The organism is Pseudomonas sp. ICMP 3272 (assembly GCF_001466905.1).
In the GTDB taxonomy this organism is placed as follows: Bacteria; Pseudomonadota; Gammaproteobacteria; order Pseudomonadales; family Pseudomonadaceae; genus Aquipseudomonas; species Aquipseudomonas amygdali.
On sequence record NZ_LKEK01000064.1, the window covers coordinates 126,430 to 142,316 of the forward strand.

General features: G+C 58.5%; 13 protein-coding genes. 8 read left to right on the forward strand and 5 right to left on the reverse strand.

Annotated features, from left to right (window positions below):
* Position 1 precedes the first annotated feature (1 nt).
* Entirely contained in the window at positions 2-1,573 is a 1,572-nt protein-coding gene (locus tag AO068_RS18290) for a sensor domain-containing diguanylate cyclase (protein WP_058409067.1), read from the reverse strand.
* A gap of 363 nt (positions 1,574-1,936) precedes the next feature.
* On the opposite strand from AO068_RS18290, the gene AO068_RS18295 reads away from it, so the two are divergent.
* Positions 1,937-4,135, forward strand: a complete 2,199-nt coding sequence (locus AO068_RS18295; protein WP_058409068.1) for a putative bifunctional diguanylate cyclase/phosphodiesterase — start codon at positions 1,937-1,939, stop codon at positions 4,133-4,135.
* Positions 4,136-4,193: 58 nt separating this feature from the next.
* Here AO068_RS18295 and hppD read toward each other — a convergent pair whose 3' ends face one another.
* Positions 4,194-5,270: a 4-hydroxyphenylpyruvate dioxygenase gene (gene hppD, locus AO068_RS18300; RefSeq protein WP_058409069.1), complete on the reverse strand. Its 1,077-nt coding sequence runs from the start codon at positions 5,268-5,270 to the stop codon at positions 4,194-4,196.
* 143 nt (positions 5,271-5,413) lie between these two features.
* On the reverse strand, positions 5,414-6,049 hold the full coding sequence (maiA, locus tag AO068_RS18305; protein ID WP_058409070.1) for a maleylacetoacetate isomerase: 636 nt from the start codon (positions 6,047-6,049) through the stop codon (positions 5,414-5,416).
* Between the two features lie 159 nt (positions 6,050-6,208).
* Between maiA and glcD the strand changes: the two genes are divergently transcribed.
* Genes glcD through AO068_RS18325 form a run of 4 tightly spaced genes read left to right on the forward strand, consistent with a single transcriptional unit; the run spans position 6,209 to position 10,444 of the window.
* Positions 6,209-7,708 carry a glycolate oxidase subunit GlcD gene (glcD, locus tag AO068_RS18310; protein ID WP_058409071.1) on the forward strand — a complete coding sequence of 500 codons (1,500 nt, stop codon included), beginning with the start codon at positions 6,209-6,211 and terminating at the stop codon, positions 7,706-7,708.
* Positions 7,708-8,766 (forward strand): glycolate oxidase subunit GlcE, encoded by a 1,059-nt coding sequence (gene glcE, locus AO068_RS18315; protein WP_058409072.1) that lies wholly within the window; start codon positions 7,708-7,710, stop codon positions 8,764-8,766. The genes glcD and glcE overlap by 1 nt, the downstream gene beginning before the upstream one ends.
* A 2-nt stretch (positions 8,767-8,768) precedes the next feature.
* A complete protein-coding gene (glcF, locus tag AO068_RS18320; RefSeq protein WP_058409073.1) occupies positions 8,769-10,001 on the forward strand; it encodes a glycolate oxidase subunit GlcF in 1,233 nt (410 codons plus the stop codon).
* A 35-nt stretch (positions 10,002-10,036) separates the two neighbouring features.
* On the forward strand, positions 10,037-10,444 hold the full coding sequence (locus AO068_RS18325; RefSeq protein WP_002554153.1) for a heme-binding protein: 408 nt from the start codon (positions 10,037-10,039) through the stop codon (positions 10,442-10,444).
* A gap of 77 nt (positions 10,445-10,521) precedes the next feature.
* On the opposite strand, the gene AO068_RS18330 is transcribed toward AO068_RS18325, so the two are convergent.
* Positions 10,522-11,493, reverse strand: coding sequence for a WD40 repeat domain-containing protein (locus tag AO068_RS18330; protein ID WP_058409074.1), 972 nt, complete (start codon positions 11,491-11,493; stop codon positions 10,522-10,524).
* A gap of 328 nt (positions 11,494-11,821) precedes the next feature.
* Entirely contained in the window at positions 11,822-12,838 is a 1,017-nt protein-coding gene (locus AO068_RS18335; protein WP_058400966.1) for a LacI family DNA-binding transcriptional regulator, read from the reverse strand.
* A gap of 282 nt (positions 12,839-13,120) precedes the next feature.
* Between AO068_RS18335 and AO068_RS18340 the strand changes: the two genes are divergently transcribed.
* The 3 genes from AO068_RS18340 to csrA all read left to right on the forward strand — a co-directional run bounded on the left by AO068_RS18340 (position 13,121) and on the right by csrA (position 15,807).
* The gene (locus AO068_RS18340) at positions 13,121-13,609 is read left to right on the forward strand and encodes a gluconokinase (protein ID WP_058400965.1); all 489 of its coding nucleotides are present in this window, start codon (positions 13,121-13,123) and stop codon (positions 13,607-13,609) included.
* Between the two features lie 98 nt (positions 13,610-13,707).
* Positions 13,708-15,060, forward strand: coding sequence for a GntP family permease (locus AO068_RS18345; RefSeq protein WP_055005401.1), 1,353 nt, complete (start codon positions 13,708-13,710; stop codon positions 15,058-15,060).
* A gap of 558 nt (positions 15,061-15,618) precedes the next feature.
* Positions 15,619-15,807, forward strand: a complete 189-nt coding sequence (csrA, locus tag AO068_RS18350) for a carbon storage regulator CsrA (RefSeq protein WP_002554157.1) — start codon at positions 15,619-15,621, stop codon at positions 15,805-15,807.
* Positions 15,808-15,887: the final 80 nt, after the last annotated feature.

Genomic DNA, 15,887 nt, shown 5'->3' on the forward strand with positions numbered 1-15,887 from the left:
CTCAGGAAGAGGCGGTTGATACCCTGGCAAAATGGCTCGCTCCATGCCAGCCGTGAATCAGCCGACCTTCGACGCGGTTACGCCCTTTGGTTTTGGCCAGGTAAAGCAACCGATCCACTTCCGCCAACGCGGCGGTATGTCCATCCTTCTCTGCTGCGTTGATCGACACCACGCCCGAGCTTATGGTCAGTTTGCCCAGCGGGCTGGCCGAGTGCTCTATACGAGTGGTTTCAACGGATGATCTGATTTTTTCCGCGATCTTCAGCGCCCCTGCCAGGTCGGTTTCAGGCAGCAGAATGACAAACTCTTCGCCGCCGTAACGTGCCGCGATATCCCCAGCCCGGTCAAGACTGTTGCCTATGAGCCCAGCCACTTGCTTCAGGCAGTCGTCTCCCTGCAGATGACCGTAGGTGTCGTTGTATTGTTTGAACCAGTCAATATCCAGCAGAATGATCGCGATAGTTGCAGTATTCCGGCTCGCCCGCCCCCACTCCTGCTGCAAGGCCGCATCGAAGCAGCGTCGATTGGCCAGGTGCGTGAGGCTGTCCGTGTGAGCGATGATCTCCAGCTCGTTCCTGGCGATGTTCAGTTCACCTTCCGCATTGATCAACTGCTGGATTTGCCGGTACAGCAGGACGCCAAGCAAAACCAGCGCAAGGATAATAATGCCGGTGATGGTCATGGACCGGTGTGCATAGGCCCACCAGGGCGCGAACACATGCTGACAGGAGACGCCTGCAGCGGCGACGATCGGCAACCCGGACACCCGCCGATAGGCGTAGATCCTTTCCACCCCGTCCACCACGGAGTTGATCACCGCGGTGCCGCTGTCGCTGTAGGGCAGATAGCGAGTGAAGATATCGCCCTTGGCGACATTGGTGGTCATCAGTGCGGTTAATGTGGGGCGTCGCGCCAGCAGGTCACCATTGTTCAGAGCGAGAAAGATCACCCCCTTGTCGTCTACATCCATGCGCTGGAAAAACGCCTGGAAATAAGCCACCGGTACGGTGGCCAGTGCAACGCCAGCAAAACTGCCATCCGCAGCATTGATACGCCGACTGACCGGGATGACCATGTCCCCGGTATTACGGCTTTCTACGATAGACCCTACATGAATGGACGGGTCAGGGTTATCGCGATGGTAAATGAAGTAATCGCGGTCTTGGTTGTTTCTGGTGTGCACGCCATTGGCAAAGGAATTGGCGACCCAGTTGCCCTGAGCATCGTAGATGAACAGCCCCTGAAGCCCTTTGACGTTTATCAGGTCTTGAGCCATCAGCCTGGTCAAGCGGCTTTGCTGCTGGCCTGCGACCCCGTCCTGTTCCACACGCTCGACAAGGTCACGCAGCGTATTGTCAGTCTGTTGCAGGGTGTCTTGAGCCTGCTGCTCAGCGGCAAGCACGATATTGGACACCGCAATCCTGGCGGTGGCCGCGCGCTCGAGCTTCGACTGATTCATCTGCCAGACGGTAGCCAGGGTCAGCGATAGACAGACCAGGGCAATGAAGCCGATCAACGCTTTGCTGAGCGCCGAAGGTGTAAGCCTCGTCGAAATAAAGGAAAGCCGTTTCATAGGGTTGTCATCAAATTGGCAGTGAAACCCGCCATGCAGTTTCCATACCTTAGCGCCACTAACCCGAATACGTTGTTACACCGAGGTCACGCGGGGCTTAGTTGAATGAATGCCCCGCAGGCTAGTTGCTCAAGAAGTCATTACAGGTATCCGGCTTTTTGACGATACAGCTTCTGAGCTGTCCGAAAACAGCTGCCGATACGCTACTGTGAGAGGTGCTCCAATGCCAATGTATCGAACGTTGCTTTTCCGGCGTGGCTCAAGCGCATGCTGGCACGGTGCTGTCACCGCAACCGGCACAGCGGCCTTGCACATCGGTCGCTTCGTGTTTCAGCTGCGATCAGCTTATCGCGATAGCCTCAAATGAACACTTACCCGGTCGGCGATGATGACGAAGAACGTATTCGTATCTTGAATGCTTTTTCGTTGATGGATACCCCACCTGAGCACGAATACGATCAGATCGTGCAAATGGCATCGCGGATTTTCGATGTGCCCATTGTGCTGATTTCGCTGGTTCATCGCGATCGGCAATTCTTCAAGGCGCGTATCGGCCTCGATGTCTGCGAAACGGGCCGTGACGTCTCATTCTGTAATTTTGCGCTCATGGGCCGTAACGTTTTTCTGGTGCCTGATGCATTGCAGGATGAGAGATTCAGCTCAAACGCTCTGGTGGTAGGCGCCCCCTATATTCGCTTTTATGCCGGGGCGCCGCTGATAACCGCCAGCGGTCATGTGCTGGGCAGCCTGTGCCTGATCGACAATAAACCTCGGGAGACCTTCTCGGAGCGAGACCAACTGATTCTTCAGGACCTGGCGGTCATGGTCATCGAAAGAATGGAATTGCGTCGGCTCGCGCTCGAGAATGAAGACAGCCACGCCCGCTTCATGAATATCACCTCGACTTCACCCGACGCGATTATCTGCTCGGACAGCAAAAACCGGATCATCTCATGGAACAACTCGGCCGAGCTCATTTTCGGGCATCGATCCGAGGACGCCATGGGAAAGCCTCTCGATATCATTATTCCGCCCGAAATGCGCTCCAGACATCATGCAGGTCTGTCGAGGGTGTCTGCAGGCGGCCCGGCCTCCATTATCGGAAAATCCATCAACCTGACGGCCATCCATCGCGACGGTCATACAATCCCCATCGAGCTCTCGCTCTCACAATGGACGTATGCCGGCGAGCCACAATTCGGAGCGATCATTCGTGACGTCACCCAGCGTGTCGAGGCGGACAAATTACTCAAGCATGCGGCTGAATACGATCATCTGACCGGGCTTGCCAATCGATCGACACTCAAAAGGCGGATCAAGGAGGCGTGCGATGCGCAGCTGCCAGCAGCTATCCTGCTGATCGATCTGGACGGTTTCAAAGACGTCAACGACACGCTGGGCCACGCTGCGGGGGATTTTGTGCTCCAGGTGACCTCTCTTCGTCTTCGCGAAAACGTCTCGGCCAGCCATATGGTCGCGCGTCTGGGCGGCGATGAGTTTGTCGTGTTCCTGTCAGACACGGCAGACCCTGACAACGCGACCAGGCTGGGCCTAGAGCTCATCGCGGTCATCGAGGAGCCGATTGAGTTTGAAGACAATTCAATCTACATCGGTGCCAGCATCGGCGTCTCCGTAAGATCCGGCTGCGACTACGACGAGGAGCAAATGCTCGGCAATGCGGATCTGGCGCTCTACCAGGCCAAGTCTGACGGACGTTCCCTTGTTCGCACCTTCACCTCCGAGCATCGACAGACCGCGTCAAGAAGAGGCGCGCTCAGCTCATCGATGCGTCAGGCGTGGGCCAACAAAGAGTTCGAGCTGTACTATCAGCCTCAGGTACGCCTTGCGGACGGTCGTATTACCGGAGCCGAAGCCCTTATTCGCTGGAACCATCCGACACTGGGTGTGGTGTCCCCAGCGGTTTTTCTACCTGCACTGGAAGCAGGTCTTCTTGCGGTGCCGGTGGGCGAATGGATCCTGCGTTCAGCCTGTGAGCAGGCAGCGCAATGGAGAAATACCGGCTGTGACGAATTCCGCATCGGCGTCAACCTGTTCGCCGCGCAGTTTCGCATGCGTGACTTTGCCGAAATGGTTGAAAGTGCGCTTGAAGACTTTTCCTTGCCGGCACACGCTCTCGAGCTGGAGATCACGGAAAACATCATCCTGCGAAACGAACAGCGCATCATGGAACCGCTGCGCCACCTTCGCTCATTGGGTGTGGGCATTGCATTCGACGATTTCGGTACCGGCTATGCGTCCCTGAGCCTGCTGAAAGACTATCCGGTGACACGGCTGAAAATTGACCGCTCATTCGTAAGTGGCGTGGAGCGCAGCAAGAAAGACGAAGTCATCATTGAGGCCGTTATCAGGCTGGCGAACGGCTTCAATCTCCAGGTCACGGCAGAAGGCATAGAAACCCGCGAGCAGGAAAGTCTGATGCGCCATTATGTGTGCGACGAGGGTCAGGGCTATTTGTATGGTCGTCCCATGCCGGCGCATGAATTTACCGAGCGTTATATCTCGTCTCTCAATCGGCAGGCTGACGTGCTCAAGCACAAATGACTCAGAACGAGCCTGAGCAGGCTCGTCTGATCGCAAGGCGGACACTTCCGGTTATCGCTCAATCCGGCGTCAGTACACCACGCTGTATCTGGTCACGCTCGATGGATTCGAACAGCGCCTTGAAGTTGCCTTCGCCAAACCCGTCGTCGCCCTTGCGCTGAATGAATTCGAAAAACACCGGGCCCATCAGCGTTGCGGAGAATATCTGCAACAGCAAGCGACGCTCGCCGCCTTCGGAAGAGCCATCGAGCAGAATACCGCGTGACTTGAGCTCGGCCTCCGGCTCACCGTGATCGGGCAGTCTTCCCTGAAGCATTTCGTAGTAAGTATCCGGCGGCGCCGTCATGAAACGCATGCCGGTTTCCTTCAGCGCGTCCCAGGTCTTGATCAGGTCATCGGTAAAGAACGCTACATGCTGAATGCCTTCGCCGTTGAACTGCATCAGGAACTCTTCGATCTGCCCGGCGCCCTTGGACGACTCTTCGTTCAGGGGAATGCGGATCATGCCATCCGGGGCGGTCATGGCCTTGGAGGTCAGGCCGGTGTATTCGCCCTTGATGTCGAAATAGCGCAGCTCGCGGAAGTTGAACAGCTTTTCATAGAACCCGGCCCAGTACGCCATGCGACCGCGATACACGTTGTGGGTCAGGTGATCGATGAATTTAAGGCCGGCACCGACCGGGTGGTGGTCGACGCCGTCAATGAAGTTGAAGTCGATGTCGTAGATCGACGTGCCTTCACCGAAACGGTCGATCAGGTACAGCGGCGCGCCACCGATGCCCTTGATGGCGGGCAAGCGCAATTCCATGGGGCCGGTGGCGATTTCCAGCGGTTGTGCACCCAGTTCGAGTGCCCGGTTGTAGGCCTTTTGCGCGTCTTTCACGCGGAACGCCATGCCGCATACCGAAGGGCCATGTTCGGCGGCAAAGTATGAGGCCAGGCTATGCGGTTCATTGTTGAGGATCAGGTTGATCGCGCCCTGACGATACAGGGTCACGTCCTTGGAACGATGGGTCGCGACTTTGGTGAAACCCATCATCTGAAACACAGGCTCCAGGCTGTTGGGAGTCGGTGACGCGAATTCGATGAATTCAAAGCCCATCAGGCCCATGGGGTTTTCGTAGAGATCAGCCATGACTGGCTCCTTGCAGGAAAGTGAGAGTGGTTAAACCAGCGCAATCACTGTCCTGCGGGCGGCGCACACGGGATCCCCCGCACGCTGCGCGCGAGAAAATCACCGAATATCAGTTGCAGACCAAGAATCTTCATGAGGGCAGCCTACTCCGGCTTGTCCGATTGTGCATCAGGGTGTGCCTGTTGAAAGGCCGGATGTTGCATGGCCAGACGCTCGACCCGCTGAATACGCGGGTATGTACTCAGTTCGACGTTGTAGCGATGGGCTGCATACAGCTGTGGTAACAGATAAATATCCGCAAGGCCGGGGCTCGTACCAAAACAGAAACCGTCCTTTTCGATCAACTGCTCGACGGCCTGCAAACCTTCGCCGATCCAGTGCTCGATCCAGCTCAGAATAGCGGGTTCGTCGTGACCCAGACCGCGTAACCGGTTGAGTACCGAAACGTTGTGCAAGGGGTGAATGTCACAGCCGACCAGCGCCGCAACGGCCCGCTGGCGAGCACGCAGAACGGCATCCTGCGCCAGTAACGCAGGCTGCGGGTAGCACTCTTCCAGATATTCAATGATCGCCAGTGACTGGGTGATGACCACGCCATCGTCCAGCCTCAATGCAGGCACCCTGCCCTGCGGGTTGACCGCCTTGTAGCCGGGTGTGCGCTGCTCGCCGCCATCAAGCAGCAGGTTGACCGGGATCGCAGCGTAATCCAGCCCTTTTAGGGCCAGCGCAATACGCACACGGTAACTTGAGGTCGAGCGGTAGTAAGTGAATAGGTCCACGGAAGTCGCCTGCCTGACGCACGGGTGCTGTGTTTATTATTTTCGTAACCACATTACGTAATGCGTAAATTGCGCGATCCGCCTGACGCTGTCAACTCAAGCCTTGTGCTGAATGAGCTAGGATGCATTAACCCGATAAAAACAACGCTGGGTGCCTGCATGAATATTCTTTATGACGAACGCATCGACGGCGTGCTGCCCGCGGTCGACAAGCAGCAATTGCTGTATGAGCTACGACGCCAACTGCCCGACCTGGACATTCTGCACCGCGCCGAAGAGCTTCGGCCCTACGAGTGCGACGGGTTATCGGCCTATCGCACCACGCCGATGCTGGTGGTGCTGCCACGCCATGTCGAAGAAGTGCAGACGCTGCTCAAACTGTGCCATGCGCGTCGCGTGCCGGTGGTCGCTCGCGGCGCGGGCACCGGGTTGTCGGGGGGCGCACTGCCGCTGGAAAAAGGCGTGCTGCTGGTGATGGCGCGCTTCAATCAGATCCTCGCTATCGACCCGGCTGCTCGTCTGGCACGAGTCCAGCCCGGCGTACGCAACCTGGCCATTTCTCAGGCAGCGGCACCCCACGGTCTGTATTACGCACCCGACCCTTCCTCGCAAATCGCCTGTTCCATCGGCGGTAACGTGGCAGAAAATGCGGGCGGCGTGCATTGCCTCAAATACGGACTGACCGTGCACAACCTGCTCAAGGTCGAGATACTGACCGTCGAAGGCGAGCCCATGACGCTGGGCAGCGACACGCTGGACTCACCGGGCTTCGACTTGCTGGCACTGTTTACCGGCTCCGAAGGCATGCTCGGTGTCATTACCGAAGTCACGGTCAAGCTGTTGCCCAGGCCGCAGGTGGCCAAAGTGCTGCTGGCGGCGTTCGATTCCGTGGAAAAAGCAGGCAGAGCGGTGGCCGATATCATTGCCGCTGGCATCATCCCCGGCGGGCTGGAGATGATGGACAATCTGGCGATTCGCGCCGCCGAGGATTTCATTCATGCAGGCTATCCGGTTGATGCAGAAGCCATCCTGCTTTGCGAGCTGGACGGGGTTGAAGCCGATGTACACGCCGATTGCGAAAGGGTTCGCGAGGTATTGACACTGGCTGGTGCTACCGAAGTGCGTCAGGCGAAAGACGAGGCCGAACGGGTGCGCTTCTGGGCCGGGCGCAAGAACGCCTTCCCCGCCGTGGGCCGTCTGTCACCGGATTACTACTGCATGGACGGCACTATCCCGCGACGCGAGTTGCCAGGGGTATTGCGCAGCATCAAGGAGTTGTCAGCGCAGTACGGCCTGCGCGTGGCAAATGTGTTTCATGCTGGCGATGGCAACATGCACCCGTTGATCCTGTTCGATGCCAATCAACCGGGTGAACTGGAGCGCGCCGAGGCGCTGGGTGGCAAGATCCTTGAGCTGTGCGTCGAGGTCGGCGGCAGCATCACCGGCGAGCATGGTGTCGGTCGCGAGAAGATCAACCAGATGTGCGCGCAGTTCAACAGTGACGAACTGACTTTTTTTCATGCCATCAAGGCCGCATTCGATGCCAGCGGCCTGCTCAACCCCGGCAAGAACATCCCGACCCTGCATCGCTGCGCGGAATTCGGTGCCATGCATATTCATGCCGGGCAATTGCCGTTTCCCGAACTGGAGCGCTTCTGATGAGCGAGATGGACAAAGACGTCAGCCAGGCTCTGCTCGAGCGGGTCGATCAAGCGCTGCGGGACAGCACGCCGTTACGTATTCAGGGTGGCAACAGCAAGGCCTTTCTTGGCCGTGAGGCAGCAGGCGAGGTGCTCGATACCCGCGAACACCGTGGCATCGTCAGTTATGACCCGACAGAACTGGTGATCACCGCCCGTGCCGGTACGCCACTGAGCGAGCTGATCCAGGTGCTGGACGCCGCAGGCCAGACGTTGCCCTGCGAGCCGCCCGATTTTGGCTGCGCAACGCTCGGTGGCATGGTCGCCGCTGGATTGTCGGGCCCGCGCCGCCCCTGGAGCGGGTCGGTGCGTGATTTCGTGCTGGGCACCCGGGTCATCACCGGCCTTGGCAAGCATCTGCGCTTCGGCGGCGAAGTCATGAAGAACGTTGCAGGCTATGACGTTTCACGCCTGATGGCGGGCAGTTTCGGCTGCCTTGGGGTGCTGACCGAGGTGTCGCTCAAGGTGCTGCCCAAACCGCGTCTGTGCAGCAGCATCGCGCTGCAGATGGACAGCTCGCAAGCCCTGGCCCGCCTCGCCGAATGGGGTCAGCAACCGATGCCCATCAGCGCAGCCTGCCACGACGGTCAAGTACTGCGCCTGCGTCTTGAAGGCGGCGAAGGCTCGGTGGCAGCAGCTCATGAGCGGCTCGGTGGCGAAGTGTTCGATGGCGCGTACTGGCAGCAGTTGAATGGGCAGCGTCTGCCCTTTTTTCTGGACCCGCGACCTTTATGGCGGGTCTGCGTACCTGCCGACGGTGCCACGCTCGATCTGCCAGGCGAGCAACTGCTCGACTGGGGCGGCGCACAACGCTGGCTGAAATCCGACGCAGACGGCGACACCATTCGAGCGATCACGACGGCGGCTGGCGGGCATGCGACCTGCTACAGCCAGGGCGTTGTCGACAGCCCGTTCCAGCCGCTGGCCACACCTGTACTGCGTTACCACCAGGCCCTCAAGGCCTGGCTCGACCCGCAAGGCATTTTCAACCCCGGCCGACTGTACGCGGAGTTTTAAGCATGCAGACCACATTGAGTGAACACGCCAGAACCCTGCCCCGCGCCGAAGAGGCCGAACGCATCCTGCGCAGTTGCGTGCATTGCGGTTTCTGCAACGCTACCTGCCCGACCTATCAACTGTTGGGTGATGAGCTGGACGGCCCGCGCGGCAGAATCTACCTGATCAAACAGGTGCTCGAAGGCCAGCAAGTCACCGAAAAAACCCGCTTGCACCTGGACCGCTGCCTGAGCTGCCGCAACTGCGAGACCACCTGCCCGTCCGGTGTGGATTATCACAACCTGCTGGACATCGGCCGTGCAGCGGTTGAGGCCCTGGTGCCCCGCCCGCTTGGCCAGCGGTTGCTGCGCGAAGGCCTGCGCCAGGTAATTCCCAATGCCGGATTGTTCCGTTTGCTGACCGGAATGGGCATGAAGTTCAGGCCCTTGTTGCCGCAGACACTGGCAATCAAACTGCCTGCAACAGTCCATCCTGCCGGGCTTCGGCCGTCCACTCGTCATGCACGTCAGGCGCTGCTGCTTGAAGGTTGCGTGCAGCCAGGTCTGTCACCTAATACCAACGCTGCCACGGCACGGGTGCTTGATCGTCTGGGCATCGGTATTACTGCAGTCGGCAACGCCGGATGCTGCGGCGCCGTGGATTACCATCTGAATGCACAGGAGGCAGGTCTGGGCCGGGCGCGGCGCAACATCGACGCCTGGTGGCCCGCGCTCGAAGGCGGTGCCGAAGCCCTCATCCAGACGGCCAGCGGTTGCGGTGCATTCGTCAAGGACTACGGCCATTTGCTGCGCCACGACCCCGCCTATGCAGACAAGGCCGAGCGCATCAGTGCGTGCACAAAGGATCTGGTCGAAGTGCTGCGTGACGAGCCGCTGGAAACCCTCGGCATTAGGGTCGACACGCGACTGGCGTTCCACTGCCCATGTACCTTGCAGCACGCACAGAAACTCGGTGGTGAAGTGGAACGCGTGCTGACTCGTCTAGGCTTCAACCTGACCCAGGTGCCGGACGGCCATTTATGCTGCGGCTCTGCTGGCACCTACTCAATCACTCAGCCAGCCCTGGCCCGTCAATTGCGCGACAACCGCATGAACGCGCTGGAAAGCGGCAAGCCTCAGGTCATCGCCACCGCCAATATCGGTTGTCAGACTCACCTGGCCAGCGCCAACCGAACTGCGGTGCGGCACTGGATCGAGCTGATTGACGAAGCGCTTGGCACTCCAGAATCTCGCTGAACTCCTATCCAATAACCACTGCTCCGGAGCAACCCATGAAAATCAAAGCCGTCCTTACCCAGACCGAAGTGAGCCTGATGCTCGGTGCCGCACGCGACGAGGCCCAGGCCAATGGCTGGGCTGTGGCCATCGCTGTCGTTGATGACGGCGGCCATCTGCTGGCGTTCGAGCGACTGGACGACGCGTCGCCGATCAGCAGCTATATCTCGATCGAAAAAGCCCGTACCTCGGCACTCGGTAAACGTGAGTCCAAAGGTTACGAAGAAATGGTCAACGGCGGGCGTACGGCATTTCTCAGCGCCCCGCTGCTGACCTCGCTGGAAGGCGGCGTGCCGGTCATCGTCGACGGCCAGGTGATCGGCGCGGTGGGTGTTTCCGGCGTCAAGGCCGAGCAGGATGCGCAAGTGGCCAAGGCCGGCATCGCGGCGCTGAACGCCGACTGACAGTTCAAGCCCCCGATGACAAAGACAACCGGCCACTGCGTCTGCGTCATCGGCCGTGGCAGGTTTGGCAGGCGCAACTACAGCCTGTAGATCGAAATCCAGCTCATGTCCGGGTGGGAGGAGTAAATATAGGTACCGGTCCTGTTGAGTGCCGCGCCGCCCACCGAAGGAAAGTAGGCGATACAAGTGGCGATTCCTTTCACGGTGTCGATCCGGTAGACGTCGTAATTGCAGGTGTAGATCGCATACACATAGCGCTCATCCGGCGTGACGCCTATGACTTTTACCGGATAGCCCTGGGTACCTATCTTCTCCCGATAAAACATTTTGTTGGTGGCGGCATCGATAATGTAGACCTCGTCGATTCCGCCCACATACAGCCAGGCGCCATCGGAACTGAAGGCCATCGACCGCGGATCGGAAAAGCCGGGAATATCATGCTGCAGGTAATCCACCTTGCTGATCGCAAGGACATCGGTGGGTGCCGTCCGGTCGACCAGCATCGTCGCGTAAAACCGGTCATTCAGGGGGCTGATCCCGAGGGCCAGCGACGCATTGGTCAGGGCACCCAGATCAAACTCGTTTTCGACCGTGTAGTTCTCGGTCTCGATCAGGCGGATAAGCCCGCCAAGCGCATTCTGAAAGGACAGGCAGATAAATCGGCCATCCGGGCTGCACAGGATCCGGTTGACGTTGGCAGCCGGAAGTATCCTGATAACCTCGCGCAAGCGCGTGTCCACCACGTAGCACCTCTTCTGGCCAATGGTGTAAAGCCGTTTCCCATCGGGGCTCAGGGTAATCGCACCCGCGCCTGCCCGCTTGATACTGCCAACCACGCTTGCACTGGCGATGTCGACCACGCTGACTTCGCGGCCACTCTCATGAGCGACATACAGCGTAGTTTCATCGGGACTGATAACGATCTCAGCGGGTACAAAGCCCAGCGGGATGATGCCGGTCAACCAGGCGATGTCCAGAGGGACTCCTGAACCGACCGGGTCTGCAATGTGAGTCAGAGCTCTAACGTTTTGAGATGCTTTTTTTTGCATTTCTCTCACCCTTCAATAGGTCTTGTAAGACCGCCAGGACGGGGAATAGATAAGAAGATATATCCCCGTCATCCAACGATGCGGCCAAGACACTTATGCCGCTCCGATCCAAAAACGTAGGGTCATTGAATACTCAACACGAGGGGATGGGTACTGTCAGAAATAACAGTCCGGACGCGCCGAAACCGTTCGAATGAGGGTATCGGCAGGGTTGCAGGACAGGGCCGTCGGGCACTCCAGCCCGGCGGCGGGAAAGCCCGTAGCGCAACGACCACTGGTCAGCGTGATGGCCAGGTGGAAAGCATGCAGGGCTGGCCCTAAGAAAGTCTCAGGAGCTTTCCCGTACCACCAACTCAAACCCCAGATCCACCTGCGGATGCTGCGTGACACCGTCGAGCAAGCCCAGCAGCAGCTGTGCCGCGCGCTGCCCGACTTCCTCCCTGGGCGTACGTATCGAGGTCAGGCGCGGCACCATGTGGGCAGAACCGGGCAGGTCGTTGAAGCCCACCAGCGATACGCGTTCGGGAATGGCAACGCCCAGACGCAAAGCCTCAAGGGCCGCGCCCTGCGCGAGGTCGTCATTGCAGAAGAAAACCCCGTCGACATCCGGATGTTGCTCCAGCAGGCGGGCAAACAACTCACCACCCAGGCCAATCGAGGACGACTGAGGCGTCGAGACCTGCAGCTCGGGGTCGAACAGCCCGGCTTCCTCCAGCACCTGGCGAAACCCTGCCCCGCGCTGCAATACGCGAGGGTCGAGCTGAGCGGCCATGTAAGCCAGTCGACGGCGACCACGGCCCAACAGATGGCGTGCGGCTTCGGCCCCGGCCTGCTGTTGCGAGAAGCCGACGCAATAGGTACCCAGTCGAGTGTCGAGTTCCATCATGTGTACGCAAGGTACGCCGCTGGTTTCAAGCATCTGGCGCGACGCTGCGGTGTGGTCGAAACCGGTCAGCAGAATACCCCGCGGACGATTGACCAGATGGTTGCGCAGCAGTTTCTCTTCCTCGTCGGGCGAGTAGTGATAGTTGCCGATCACCACGTCCAGACCGCGGATACGCAACACCTCCTGAATGGCCTCCAGCGTCTCGATAAACAACTGGTTGGAAAGCGAAGGCACCAGCACCACGACGGTCTGGCTGCAGGAAGAGGCCAGCGCCCTGGCTGCAGGATTGGCGACATAGCCCAAGGTCTGTGCCGCAGCGCGGACCTTTTCCGCCAGCTCCGGCGCAACGGTGGTAACGCCGCGCAGCGCCCGGGAGGCCGTGATCGGCGACACGGCGGCAAGCCTCGCCACCTCATTGAGCGTAGGGCGACCAGTAGAGCGGGAACCAATGCGGATCATGCGTTGCCAACTAACATAGGGGTTGCCAAATGTGTCGAATGCCCCATAAGGTAGCGCTGTCTCATGGAAGGTGACAATGCTTTATCGCTGGTTTCACATGGGCCACCCGGTCAGGGTCGCCGCGGAGAACAGCCTCCAATGCTTATTGATGAGCCCAAAACAACGACAAAAACTGGAACAGCCCGGGCTGAGCCTGATGTCCACCGGACAAAGACAGCGCTGTCTCCAGATGAGGTGCCTACTGTGACAACTGCGAATACTGCTATTTCCGCCCTTGTGGTAATGGGTGTTTCTGGCTGCGGCAAAAGCGCCGTCGGTGCCGAGATCGCCCGCAACAGCGGCGGTCGCCTGATCGAAGGCGATGCTTTCCACCCCCCGGCCAATATCGAAAAGATGAGCGCCGGAACCCCTCTCAACGATGAAGACCGCGCTGGCTGGTTGACCCGCCTGGGCGAAGAGATGGCTGCTGCTCTGGCAAATGGTGAGCACCCTGTGCTGACCTGCTCCTCGCTCAAGCTTATCTATCGCCAGCGTCTGCGCGATGCCGTGCCCGGCCTGGGTTTTGTTTTCCTGGAACTTAGCAAGGAACTTGCCGCCGAACGTTGCTCGCACCGGCCGGGGCATTTCATGCCTGCCAGTCTGGTGGACAGCCAGTTCGCAACCCTTGAGCCGCCCTATGGCGAGCCGCTGACGCTGATCGTCGATGCATCGCAGCCTATCGCTGTCATCGGTGAACAAGCCGCAGCATGGTGGAAAGACTCCCACGCCTGATAAAGGCGTGAGCGCAAAAGACAGCGCTGTCTTGCGTACACACGATAAACGTCGGCGCTGTTAACAGCTCCTTAAAACAATAAACCGGAGAAACACCCATGTTCGGTATGACCCATGAGACGTTCCTGCTCGTCGATGCGTTGGTGACCATCGTCGGCCTGGTGCTGCTGATCACCACCTTCAAAGTGCACCCTTTCGTCGCGCTGACCCTGGCGGCAGGCTTTCTTGGCCTGACCTCGGGAATGCCGGTTGAAAAAGTCATGAAATCCTTCCAGGACGGCTTCGGTGGCGTGCTGGGCTTCGTCGGTATTATTCTCGGTCTGGGTACCATGCTCGGCAAGCTGATGGCCGACTCGGGCGGCGCAGACCAGATTGCGCAAACCTTGATACGTACCTTCGGCAAGCAGAAAGTGCACTGGGCAATGATGTTCTCGGCCTTTCTGGTAGGCATCCCGCTGTTCTTCGAGATCGGCTTTGTGTTGCTGATCCCGCTGGTGTTCATTGTTGCCCGTCGTACCGGCGTATCCATCGTCAAGATCGGTATCCCGCTGCTGGCAGGTCTGTCAGCCGTGCACGGTCTGGTTCCGCCACATCCGGGTCCGTTGCTGGCCATCGGCATTTTCGGTGCCGACATTGGCAAAACCATTTTTTACGGACTGATCGTTGCACTGCCGACGGCCATCATCGCTGGCCCGATCTTCGGCAACTGGATTTCCAAAAGCATCCCTGGCACTCCTTCAAAGGAACTGATGGACCAGATTGCCAAAGAGTCCAGCACTGAAAACCTGCCAGGCTTCGGCATTACGCTGGTGACCATCCTGCTGCCGGTCTTCCTGATGCTGCTCAAGACCTTTGCCGATGTGGTGTTGCCGGAAAACAACATGTTCCGCATCTGGATGGACCTGATTGGTCACCCGATCAGCGCCCTCCTCGCAGCGCTTTTGCTGGCGTTCTACACCTTTGGTGCAGCGCGTGGCTTTGACCGTACAAAAATCATGAAACTGCTGGACCAGAGCCTGGCACCGGTTGCCGCAATCGTTCTGATCGTGGGTGCAGGCGGTGGCTTCAAGCAAATGCTGGTCGCCAGCGGCGTGGGCGACGTGATCGGACACATGGCTGTGCAGGCTCAGATCAACCCGATCATGCTGGCCTGGCTGGTGGCTGCCGTCATCCGTATTGCAACCGGTTCGGCTACCGTGGCAACCATCACCGGTGCAGGTATCGTGGCACCCGTAGTCGGCCTGATTCCCGGCGTCAACCGCGAGCTGCTGGTGCTGGCAACCGGTGCCGGTTCGTTGATCCTCTCGCACGTCAATGATGCCGGTTTCTGGCTGGTGAAGCAGTACTTCAACATGACGGTTGCCGAAACCTTCAAGACCTGGACGGTGATGGAAACCATCCTGTCGGTGGTCGGCCTGATCTTCATCATGTTGCTGTCGATGGCGCTCTAAGCCCATTACAGGCAGGGCCTTTGCGGGCTATGAAACCCGCGAAGGCCAACGCCTTGCTGTACATCGCATCTCTGCGCCGCAGCGCGCATTCCGAATCTGGCACCCAGTGTCTCTGACAGGGTTAACGCGCCGGAGCGTAGAAGCAACAGTAACCCGGCAGCCCTTTCCTACATCCCCGCTCAACACTTTCAACTGAATTTTCAGAAAGTCCGAGCAATCTCGCAAAGTCATGCCTACGCTTACACTCATGCCGAGATGGGCTTATCCCGCCTCGTCGAGTGAGACGATGACGACCTCAAAGCGTGCAGCGGTTCACGATACTTTTTACATGACGCCAGTAAATACGGGCATTTTCACGTCGAAACGGGCAGAATTGGCGCGCTCGTCGTATCGCAGATGCAAATCTCGATGACAAGAAAATGAACCGAGGGAATTTAATTCACCCATGTGACGTCATAAGACGGATGCATTTGGATGCACTCGGCAACAATCACCACGCAAAGGCAAACGCCAGCCTCTTGAGAGAGGCGTTTTCAAGAGGCCATCAAGGAAAAGATTATGTTGATACTCACTCGCAAAGTAGGCGAAAGCATAAACATCGGTGACGAGATCACTGTCACGATTCTTGGCGTTCAAGGGCTTCAGGTCCGCCTGGGCATCAATGCACCAAAAAATGTTTCAGTGCATCGTGAAGAAATCTACAAACGTATCCAGGCAGAACTGGCTCCAAACCAGGACCCACAATAATTCCTGCAGCACCCCCTTATTCAATGTTGATTTGCCATTTACTGGCAAACAGCCGTACGGCGTCCCTGGGACGCCGTTTT